We start from the raw sequence: 9,853 nt of genomic DNA on the forward strand, positions 1-9,853 counted from the left end.
GCGAGCAGGCTCGCTCCCACAATTTGATCGCATTCTTCCTGCTGAACGGTGCACTTGCGGGTCACTTAAAGCCCCGTGGATACCCCGTGCCGCCTGAAAGTTCCCGATTTAGAGCCCTGTCCGCTCGATCAGTTTTTTCGGTCGATAAGCCATCTTCTCTGAACTTTTGAAAAACGCCACGGGTCACACCCAGTAACCACGCCTGGGACGGCCGTTTCAAAAAGCACTCTGGAAATCGTAGGTTGCGGCTCCTTGCCCAGGATGGATTCAGATGTTTTTCAGGAGTTATCCAATGGAGTTGAAGACTATGAAGACCAGCGCTGCATCCTCCTCGTATTCCCCTCTGCGCGGTCTCAAACTGGCGACCCTGGCCATTGGCAGCAGCCTGGTTCTGGCCGGTTGCGCCGGTAACCCGCCGAGCGAGCAATACGCCGTGACCCAATCGGCTGTGAACAGTGCCGTCAGCGCCGGCGGGACTGAATTCGCCGCCGTGGAAATGAAGGCCGCTCAGGACAAGCTCAAACAAGCCGAAATCGCCATGCACGACAAAAAGTATGACGAAGCCAGAATGCTGGCCGAGCAAGCCGAGTGGGACGCCCGCGTCGCCGAGCGCAAGGCCCAGGCGATGAAGGCCGAACAATCTGTGAAGGATTCCCAGAAAGGTGTTCAGGAACTGCGTCAGGAAAGTCAGCGCACCGTGCAGTAGGCGCCCCTTCCGATGTTCAGACCTCAAACGCTTATCGATAGAAAGGACGAACTATTATGCGCAATCAATTGATAATCCCCGCCCTCCTGGCCGCAAGTGTTGCACTGGCTGCCTGCTCCACACCGCCCAACGCGAACCTGGAGCAAGCCCGTACCAACTACACCGGCCTGCAAGCCAACCCGCAAGCGAGCAAAGTCGCGGCGCTGGAAACCAAAGACGCCAGCGAATACCTGGACAAGGCCGACAAGGCTTATCTGGACAGGGAAGACCAGGCCACGGTCGACCAATTGGCTTACCTGACCAATCAGCGTGTTGAAGTAGCCAAGCAGACCATCGCTCTGCGCACCGCTGAAAACAACCTGAAGAATGCCGCGGCACAACGGGCCCAGGCTCGTCTGGATGCCCGCGACCAGCAGATCAAACAGCTGCAGGACAGTCTGAACGCCAGACAGACCGATCGTGGCACGCTCGTGACGTTTGGTGATGTGCTGTTCGCCACCAACAAGGCGGACCTGAAGTCCAACGGCTTGGTGAATATCAACAAACTGGCGCAATTCCTTCAGGAAAACCCGGACCGTAAAGTGATTGTCGAAGGCTACACCGACAGCACCGGCTCGGCGTCGTATAACCAATCGCTGTCCGAGCGTCGCGCGACCTCGGTGCAAGTGGCCCTGATCAAGATGGGTGTAGACCCGGCGCGGATCGTGGCCCAGGGTTATGGCAAGGAATACCCGGTTGCGGAGAACTCCAGCGTCTCGGGCCGTGCGATGAACCGTCGGGTGGAAGTGACCATTTCCAATGATAACCAGCCCGTCATTCCGCGTTCGGCGATCAGCTCGAACTAGATTGAACCTGCGGTAATGCAAAAGCCCTGTAGGAGCGAGGCTTGCCCGCCAAGAACGATGACTCGGTTTATCTGTTAGACCGCATCATCGTTCCTCGCGGGCAAGCCTCGCTCCTACGGGATGTTTATTGCTCGAGTTTTTGCGGCGTTGCCTCGCCCATGCAGCGCACAGCTTTTTTCTTGCTGTTGACCAGCACACCGGTCAGGCCTTTCTGTTCGGTGTCGAACAGCACCAGCACGCCATCAATGCACTGGGCCACTTGCGGGGCCGGTTGCAGGGAGACTTTATAGTCTTCGCCCGGCACGGTCTTGAGCATGGTGAAGTCGCTGAGCAGCAACGCATCTTCGGGTTTGGCGAAGTGCAGGTAGCCGTACCACCACAGGGCGCCGACAGTGCCGAGGATGCTGCAGATACCGGTGATGATCAGCGGGATGGCGTTACGTTCTTCACTCATTGCGGGCTCTCTGGTGGTTCATCTTCAGAATTCGGGGGTGCCGGGTAATTCGGGACCTCACCCAGGCGACGCAGGCCGTCGAAATGCTGCGGGTCTTCGAGGTAACGCAGCATGACCTTTCGCCAGACCGGGTCGGCGAAGGTTTGCACATGTCCGCCACGGGTCATTTGCAGCACTCGCGGCGGCGGCGCAGCTTGATACAGTCGGATGCCGTTGGAAAGGGGTACCAGCTGATCATCGATGCTGTGATAGATCAGTTTCGGTACACCATTGAGCTGCTTCATGGAATGAATCGCACTGTCGCCGTCCGGCACCAACCAGGATAACGGCACCTGGAACGGCCAGGTCATCCATGAGGTGCTCAGGGCGAAACGCCCGACATCACGGTAACTGGCAGGCACGCCATCGAGCACAAAAGCCTTGAGTTGCCGCTGGCGCTCGGGGTGCCGGGCCAGGAAATGCACGGCCATCGAACCGCCAAGGCTCTGACCGAGAAGGATCAGCGGTTTACCCTTGACCTCCGGGGCCTGGTCGAGCCATTTGAACGCGGCGTCGATGTCTTGATAGATCGCCGGCAACGCTGGTTTACCTTCGGACCAACCGTACCCACGATAGTCCACCAGCAACACTTGATAGCCCTGCTCCGGCAACCACCAGCTGCCACCCAAATGCCACGCCAGGTTGCCGCCGTTGCCATGCAGATGCAGCACGGTGCCTTTGACCTCGACATCTTTTTTCGCCGGCAGCCACCAGCCATGCAGTTTGAGGCCGTCAGCGGTGACCAGGGTGACGTCGCGAAATTCGAGTTTGGCTTTTGCCGGAGTGAACGGCTGGCCGGGCTCGGGATAGAACAGCAAAGAGCTGCAACCGCCAAGCGCCAGGAGCAGGTAAAAGATGCCGAGGATTCTCATCCGGTGAAGCCTCGCATTAACGATTGATAGCAGGTCCGTAGGAGCGAGGCTTGCCCGCGAAGAACGATGACGCGGTAGATCTGATAAAGCGCGTTATCGTTCTTCGCGGGCAAGCCTCGCTCCTACAGGGTGTGTTGTGCTCACAGGATATTGGAATAATCCGCTTCGATCCGGTCCAGGCTCAGGTGGTTGAGGAAGTTGGAGAAGCACATCCAGGCTGATAGCGCGTTCATGTCGCGAAATTGATCGGGCAGGTACTTGGGCGGCACGATCAGGCCTTCGTCCACCAGTTGGCGCAAGGTCCGCATGTCTTCCAGCGTGGTCTTGCCGCAAAACAATAGCGGTATCTGCTCCAGCTTGCCTTTACGCACGGCCAACTGAATGTAGTTGTAAACCATGATAAAGCCCTTGAGATAGGACAAGTCTTTGGTAAACGGTAGACCGGTCGGCACCGAGCCGCGGAAAACCCGACTGGCGTTGCCATAGCTTTCGGCCATTTCGAAGCCTTGCTCACAGAAAAATTCGTAAATCTGCAAGAAGTCCGCGCCCTCCTCCACCATATGAATGGCGCGGGTGCGGTTGGTCAGTTTGCGCAGGCGGCTGGGGTAGGAGGCGAAGGTGATGATTTCCATCAGGATCGCCAGGCCTTCCTGGGTCACGGTGGACGACGGCGGGCCTTTGGACAGGAAGGTGCAGATCGGCTGATTCAGGCCGTTGAGCGTGGTGCCCACATGCACCAGCCCTTCGTGGACTTCCAGCGCACGCACGTCGCGGTCGTTGAACATCGCGTCGGCGCGGATCTTGATGTAGTCGGCACCGGCCGCCGCATCGGCGACGATCCCGTCGGACTCGAACACCCGAATGGTTTCTTCGTTCTCGCCAAACACCCGGTTCAGCCGGTGTTGCAGCAAGTTGACGGCTTCCTTGGCCGTGAGGAGTTTCGGTTCGTCCTTGAGGTCGCCACGGCCAGCGATGTTGTTCAGGTAATCGGAGAGCATCAGGCCCAGGTCGGCCAGGGTCGGGTCGCCGGCGTGAAATGCATCGGACGCCGCGCCATACAATTCCTGGGAAATCAGCCCGAAATCCTCGGTGCCGCGCGCTTCAAGCATGCGCACCACCATCCGGTATTCCTTGCACATACGGCGCATGATCTGGCCGACTGGATTGAACTGGCCGAGTTGGCGGGTGATGTCGCGCTCGATGTTCTGGAATTCCAGCTTCACTTTGCTGGAATCGAATGCCAGCGGTCGATTGAGGTAGTAGTCGCGGTCCACGGCCGGCATTTCCTTGCCCTTGCCTTTGAAGAACCCCTTGCGAATGCTGTCGTCCCATTTGACCGCATCCAGAACGCGAATCGGCGTCTGCGCCAGCACTATGCGATCAGACAAAATGCGTATCGTCTGCTGGTATTCGTCCACCCGAAACTCCTGTAGTAAAACCGTTACGTGCTGGGTTTATTTGGTGCTGGCCAGGCGCTGGTAGCGCACTGCTTCGACGAAAACATCGGAATTGGCCGGGTCATCAAGGTAGGCAAACACCTGGTCCAGGCTGTTGTTGATCAACACCCCGTCGCCGTCGTCGGTCTGGAAGCCTTGGCCACTGAGGGCTTCCTGGCCCATGGCCTGCTTGATCTGCTCGAGGTCGAGGTTGTAGACCACCAGTTCGTGTTTATCGTTGAGCTCGAAACCGGTGATGGTGAAGTTGCCGCCGAACTGCGCCGGCACTTTCGCCGACAGGTACCAGCGATTGCCATGGCGCGACACCGTGAAGGGGTAGGCTTCACGCTCATGGGGCTTGGCCTTGAAATAGCTGACTGCCTGATAGCGATTGTCGCCGATGCGCGTCAGTTCCAGGTTCATCGGCTCGCCCCAGGCATTGGTGCTGGTCCATTTGCCGAGCAATCCTTTGGGCGCGGGCTCGCTGGCGGGCAGCGGCTCCTTGAAGGTCACCAGACAGCCACTGAGCAGCAGGATCGACAGGGCGATCACAACGACGCGCCAGGCTTTCATTCAACACTCCCTATGAACACACGGCCCCGAATGGTCACCGAACCTGTGGGAGCGAGGCTTGCCCGCGAAGGCGTTGTGTCAGTCAACACACATTTGAATGTTATACCGCCTTCGCGGGCAAGCCTCGCTCCTACAGGGTCGAGTTGTCCTGCGGGATTTACACCGACGCCAGCACCAGATGCATGTAGCGGTTGAGGATGCCGAGCATTTCCTCTTCGGCAACAGGCTCGGCGTCGTTGAGCAGGCCCTGATATTCCATCCGTCCGATAATCGCCGTCAACACCTTGGCATCCTGTTGTGGCTCACGGGAACCCAATACTTCGAAAAGCTGGCAGGTGCCGTGCAGGAGAATTTGCTGATGGGAGCGTACCAACAACGCCAGGCGCGGGTTAAGCAACGCTTCCTGGCGGAAAGCTTGCTCGGCCATCAAATGCTCGCGGCGATTGATCAATTGCCGGTGCACATAGTCAGCCATCAGCCGGGCGATATCGTCCGCCAGCTGTGAGCGGGACTCGGCGGTGCCATCGCCGCTGACGACCATCTCGCGCAACAAGCCTTCGTTGTTGGCCCACAACCGGGCCATGAACGCCGCGCTGCGTTCCACGTATTGGGCGAAGGTATCGGTGAGCAGGTCATCGATGTCTTTGAAATAGTAGGTGGTGGCCGACAGCGGCACACCCGCTTCAGCAGCCACCGCACGGTGGCGTACGGCCCGCACGCCATCGCGCACGACAATGCGCATCGCTGCGTCGAGAATGTCCTGTCGACGCTGTTCGCTGCCCTGTCGGCTGGCCTTGCGGCCCTGGTACTGAACACTTTCAGCGACCGCAGTGGCGATACCCGCTGCACCTTCTTGAGCCATTGCACGATTCACGACAGGTCTTCCTCTCTAAACGTCAAAAGTAACCAATTGATACGTTTGTACCAGACAGGCAATAAAAAGCCGCCTGTTATAGGCGGCTTTTTAATTGAAACACTTACGCTTGTGGCCGCATGTGCGGGAACAGGATCACGTCGCGAATCGACGGTGAGTTGGTCAGCAACATCACCAGACGGTCGATACCGATCCCTTCACCGGCGGTTGGCGGCATGCCGTACTCCAGCGCGCGAACGAAGTCGGCGTCATAGTGCATGGCTTCGTCATCGCCGGCGTCCTTGTCGGCCACCTGCGCCATGAAACGCTCGGCCTGATCTTCGGCGTCGTTCAACTCGGAATAGGCGTTGGCGATTTCGCGGCCGCCGATGAACAGTTCGAAACGGTCAGTGACGTTCGGGTTCTCGTCGTTACGACGGGCCAGCGGCGACACTTCGAACGGGTACTGGGTGATGAAGTGCGGCTGTTCCAGCTTGTGCTCGACCAGTTCTTCGAAAATCATCACCTGCAATTTGCCCAAACCTTCGAAACCCAGCACCTTGGCGCCGGCCTTCTTGGCGATGGTACGGGCTTTGTCGATGTCATTCAGGTCGTCAGCGGTCAGCTCAGGGTTGTACTTGAGGATCGAATCGAACACCGACAGACGCACGAACGGCTCGCCGAAGTGGAACACTTTGTCGCCGTACGGCACATCGGTGCTTCCCAGAACCAGTTGAGCCAGTTCGCGGAACAGTTCCTCGGTCAGGTCCATGTTGTCTTCGTAGTCGGCGTAAGCCTGATAGAACTCCAACATGGTGAATTCAGGGTTATGGCGCGTCGAAACGCCTTCGTTACGGAAGTTGCGGTTGATCTCGAAGACTTTTTCGAAACCACCGACGACCAGGCGCTTGAGGTATAGCTCAGGCGCGATACGCAGGAACATTTCCATGTCCAGCGCGTTGTGGTGAGTCTCGAACGGTTTGGCCGCCGCGCCGCCTGGAATGGTTTGCAGCATCGGCGTTTCCACTTCCAGGAAGTCACGCTTCATCAGGAAGCTGCGGATGTGCGCAATCACTTGCGAGCGCACGCGGAAGGTCTGGCGCACCTCTTCGTTGACGATCAGGTCAACGTAACGCTGACGGTAGCGCTGTTCGGTGTCGGTCAGGCCGTGGTGCTTGTCCGGCAGCGGGCGCAGGGATTTGGTCAGCAGGCGCACGCTGGTCATTTCCACGTACAGGTCGCCTTTGCCGGAACGCGCCAGGGTGCCTTCGGCTGCAATGATATCGCCCATGTCCCAGGTTTTCACCGCGGCCAGGGTGTCTTCGGACAGGGTTTTACGGTTGACGTAGACCTGGATGCGACCGGTCATGTCCTGAATCACCATGAACGAGCCACGGTTGAGCATGATGCGACCCGCCACCTTGACCGGGATTGCAGCTTCTGCCAGCTCTTCCTTGGTCTTGTCCGCGTACTGTTTCTGCAAATCTTCGCAGTAATTGTCGCGGCGGAAGTCGTTGGGGAAGGCATTGCCCTTGGCGCGCTCGGCAGCAAGCTTTTCCTTGCGCAGGGCGATCAGGGAGTTTTCTTCCTGTTGCAGGGCTTGCGGGTCGAGTTGTAGGTCGCTCATGTCTTTAAATATTCCATCACAGGTTCGTTGCCCCCGGCATTCGCCGGGGTTCGCGGGCAAGCCTCGCTCCTACAGGGTGGTGACAACCCTGCAGCGCGGGCCTTAGAGCCCTTGTTTCAAGCTGGCCACCAGGTATTCGTCGATGTCGCCATCGAGCACCTTGTCGCAGTCGCTGCGTTCGATGTTGGTACGCAGATCCTTGATCCGCGAGGCATCGAGCACGTACGAACGGATCTGATGACCCCAGCCGATATCCGACTTGGTGTCTTCCAGGGCCTGGGAAGCGGCGTTGCGCTTCTGCACTTCCTGTTCGTACAAGCGCGCCCGCAACATTTTCATCGCGGTGTCTTTGTTCGCATGCTGGGAGCGTTCGTTCTGGCAGCTGACCACGGTGTTGGTCGGTACGTGAGTAATCCGTACGGCCGAGTCGGTGGTGTTAACGTGCTGACCACCGGCACCGGAGGAGCGGTAGGTGTCGATGCGCAGGTCCGCGGGGTTGATGTCGATTTCGATGTTGTCATCGATTTCCGGCGACACGAACACGGCCGAGAACGAGGTGTGACGACGGTTACCGGAGTCGAACGGGCTCTTGCGCACCAGACGGTGCACGCCGATTTCGGTACGCAACCAGCCAAAGGCGTATTCGCCCTTGATGTGTACGGTTGCGCCTTTGATACCGGCGACTTCACCGGCCGACAGTTCCATGATGGTCGCGTCGAAACCGCGTTTATCCGCCCAACGCAGGTACATGCGCAGCAGGATGTTGGCCCAGTCCTGAGCCTCGGTACCGCCGGAGCCGGCCTGGATGTCCAGGTAGGCATTGTTGGCGTCCATCTCACCGCTGAACATGCGACGGAATTCAAGTTTTTCCAGGGATTCGCGCAGGCGCTCGACTTCGGCAGCGACGTCATCGACGGCGGCCTGGTCTTCTTCTTCGGCGGACATCAGCAGCAGGTCTTTGGCATCGGCCAGACCGCTGTGCATTTCGTCGAGGGTTTCGACGATCTGAGCCAGCTGCGACCGCTCGCGGCCCAGCTCCTGAGCGTACGACGGGTTATTCCAGACACTCGGATCTTCAAGCTCGCGATTGACTTCAGTCAGACGCTCATGCTTTTGATCGTAGTCAAAGATACCCCCGAATAGTTTCGGAGCGCTCGGACAGGTCCTTGATACTGTTAAGGATCGGGTTGATTTCCATGGCGGGCAGCACTCGTTGGCGAACTTTTGAAAGCCGGCGAGTATAACGTAATCAAGCTGTCACGGCAGCCCGCCCGGCGGCTTTAGCGGCGAATGGTTTGGGGCTGAACACCATGCAGACGCTGCGCTGCGAACTGTAGGAGCTGCCGAAGGCTGCGATCTTTTGATCTTCGCCTTTAAAGCAACATCAAAAGATCGCAGCCTTCGGCAGCTCCTACGGGGCGTCGTGTCCAACGCTTTACTCGATTCCCACCTGATTGCGCCCATTGTTCTTCGCCAGGTACAGCCCCTTGTCTGCCGCCGAGATCAATTGCCGGCAATCGCTGCCCGGCTGCGGAATCATGGTCGACAGGCCGATGCTGATGGTCAGGCTCGAGCCCTCGGTCGGGAAAATGTGCGGGATCTTCAACCCGGCCACGGTCTGGCGCAGTTTTTCCGCCACCATTCGCGCACCGCCCGGCGAGGTGTTGGGTAAAACGAGCACGAACTCTTCGCCGCCGTAACGGGCCGGCAAGTCCGAAGGTCTGGAGCTGGCGTCGCGAATCGCCGTAGCCACTTTGCGCAAGGCTTCATCGCCTTCGAGGTGGCCAAAGCTGTCGTTGTAGGACTTGAAGTAGTCGACGTCGATCATCAGCAGCGACAATTGAGTCTGGTCCCGCAGCGAGCGCCGCCATTCCAGCTCCAGGTATTCGTCGAAATGCCGGCGGTTCGACAGTCCGGTCAGGCCGTCGGAGTTCATCAGGCGTTGCAGCACCAGGTTGGTGTCGAGCAATTGCTGCTGGCTGACCCGCAGCGCGCGGTACGCCGCATCACGTTGCAGCAAAGTCATGTAGGAACGCGAGTGATAACGGATGCGCGCCACCAGCTCGATGTTGTCCGGCAGTTTGACCAGGTAATCATTGGCGCCGGCGGCAAACGCAGCGCTCTTGATCAGTGGGTCTTCCTTGGTCGACAGAACAATGATCGGAATGTCCCTGGTCGCCGGGTGATTACGGTATTCGCGCACCAGGCTCAGGCCGTCGAGGCCAGGCATCACCAGATCCTGAAGGATCACGGTCGGCTTGATACGGATCGCCTGAGCAATGGCCTGGTGCGGGTCGGCACAGAAATGGAAGTCGATGTTTTCTTCGTTCGACAAACCACGCCGCACCGCCTCGCCGATCATCGCCTGATCGTCCACCAACAACACCATGGCGGCGTTTTCATCGGTTTTGAAGTCGTCGAGCTGTAAATCATTCATGTGCGGTCACC

10 protein-coding genes are annotated in these 9,853 nt (G+C 58.5%); 2 read left to right on the forward strand and 8 right to left on the reverse strand.

Features of this window, described 5'->3' with window-relative positions; genetic code table 11:
* Positions 1–292: 292 nt before the first annotated feature.
* On the forward strand, positions 293–706 hold the full coding sequence (locus BZL43_RS07430) for a DUF4398 domain-containing protein (protein ID WP_095631702.1): 414 nt from the start codon (positions 293–295) through the stop codon (positions 704–706).
* 56 nt (positions 707–762) lie between these two features.
* A complete protein-coding gene (locus BZL43_RS07435; RefSeq protein WP_095631703.1) occupies positions 763–1,551 on the forward strand; it encodes an OmpA family protein in 789 nt (262 codons plus the stop codon).
* Between the two features lie 124 nt (positions 1,552–1,675).
* On the opposite strand, the gene BZL43_RS07440 is transcribed toward BZL43_RS07435, so the two are convergent.
* From BZL43_RS07440 to BZL43_RS07475, 8 genes are all read right to left on the reverse strand, one after another.
* Entirely contained in the window at positions 1,676–2,005 is a 330-nt protein-coding gene (locus BZL43_RS07440) for a hypothetical protein (RefSeq protein WP_095631704.1), read from the reverse strand.
* On the reverse strand, positions 2,002–2,916 hold the full coding sequence (locus BZL43_RS07445) for an alpha/beta hydrolase (protein ID WP_095631705.1): 915 nt from the start codon (positions 2,914–2,916) through the stop codon (positions 2,002–2,004). Before BZL43_RS07445 ends, BZL43_RS07440 begins: the two co-directional genes overlap by 4 nt.
* 140 nt (positions 2,917–3,056) lie before the next feature.
* The gene (locus BZL43_RS07450; protein WP_095631706.1) at positions 3,057–4,334 is read right to left on the reverse strand and encodes a flavohemoglobin expression-modulating QEGLA motif protein; all 1,278 of its coding nucleotides are present in this window, start codon (positions 4,332–4,334) and stop codon (positions 3,057–3,059) included.
* A 36-nt stretch (positions 4,335–4,370) separates the two neighbouring features.
* On the reverse strand, positions 4,371–4,925 hold the full coding sequence (locus BZL43_RS07455; protein WP_095631707.1) for a hypothetical protein: 555 nt from the start codon (positions 4,923–4,925) through the stop codon (positions 4,371–4,373).
* Positions 4,926–5,082: 157 nt separating this feature from the next.
* Positions 5,083–5,799, reverse strand: a complete 717-nt coding sequence (locus BZL43_RS07460) for a TetR/AcrR family transcriptional regulator (protein ID WP_168185068.1) — start codon at positions 5,797–5,799, stop codon at positions 5,083–5,085.
* A gap of 103 nt (positions 5,800–5,902) precedes the next feature.
* The gene (gene lysS, locus BZL43_RS07465) at positions 5,903–7,405 is read right to left on the reverse strand and encodes a lysine--tRNA ligase (protein ID WP_007897652.1); all 1,503 of its coding nucleotides are present in this window, start codon (positions 7,403–7,405) and stop codon (positions 5,903–5,905) included.
* Between the two features lie 102 nt (positions 7,406–7,507).
* Positions 7,508–8,603, reverse strand: a protein-coding gene (prfB, locus tag BZL43_RS07470; RefSeq protein WP_143517837.1) for a peptide chain release factor 2 whose coding sequence is annotated in 2 segments (ribosomal slippage) — positions 7,508–8,530 and positions 8,532–8,603 — 1,095 coding nt in all. Because the reading frame shifts where the segments join, the coding sequence is not laid out codon by codon here.
* A gap of 237 nt (positions 8,604–8,840) precedes the next feature.
* On the reverse strand, positions 8,841–9,842 hold the full coding sequence (locus tag BZL43_RS07475; RefSeq protein WP_095631709.1) for a PleD family two-component system response regulator: 1,002 nt from the start codon (positions 9,840–9,842) through the stop codon (positions 8,841–8,843).
* Between the last annotated feature and the right edge of the window lie 11 nt (positions 9,843–9,853).

It is taken from the genome of Pseudomonas sp. PICF141 (assembly GCF_002286815.1).
In the GTDB taxonomy this organism is placed as follows: Bacteria; Pseudomonadota; Gammaproteobacteria; order Pseudomonadales; family Pseudomonadaceae; genus Aquipseudomonas.

Excerpts from the sequence above, each read along its gene's own strand:
- BZL43_RS07440 (WP_095631704.1), bottom strand. The coding sequence starts at position 2,005 with ATGAGTGAAGAACGTAACGCCATCCCGCTGATCATCACCGGTATCTGC.
- lysS (WP_007897652.1), bottom strand. The coding sequence starts at position 7,405 with ATGAGCGACCTACAACTCGACCCGCAAGCCCTGCAACAGGAAGAAAAC.
- BZL43_RS07475 (WP_095631709.1), bottom strand. The coding sequence starts at position 9,842 with ATGAATGATTTACAGCTCGACGACTTCAAAACCGATGAAAACGCCGCC.
- BZL43_RS07435 (WP_095631703.1), top strand. The coding sequence starts at position 763 with ATGCGCAATCAATTGATAATCCCCGCCCTCCTGGCCGCAAGTGTTGCA.
- BZL43_RS07430 (WP_095631702.1), top strand. The coding sequence starts at position 293 with ATGGAGTTGAAGACTATGAAGACCAGCGCTGCATCCTCCTCGTATTCC.
- BZL43_RS07445 (WP_095631705.1), bottom strand. The coding sequence starts at position 2,916 with ATGAGAATCCTCGGCATCTTTTACCTGCTCCTGGCGCTTGGCGGTTGC.
- BZL43_RS07455 (WP_095631707.1), bottom strand. The coding sequence starts at position 4,925 with ATGAAAGCCTGGCGCGTCGTTGTGATCGCCCTGTCGATCCTGCTGCTC.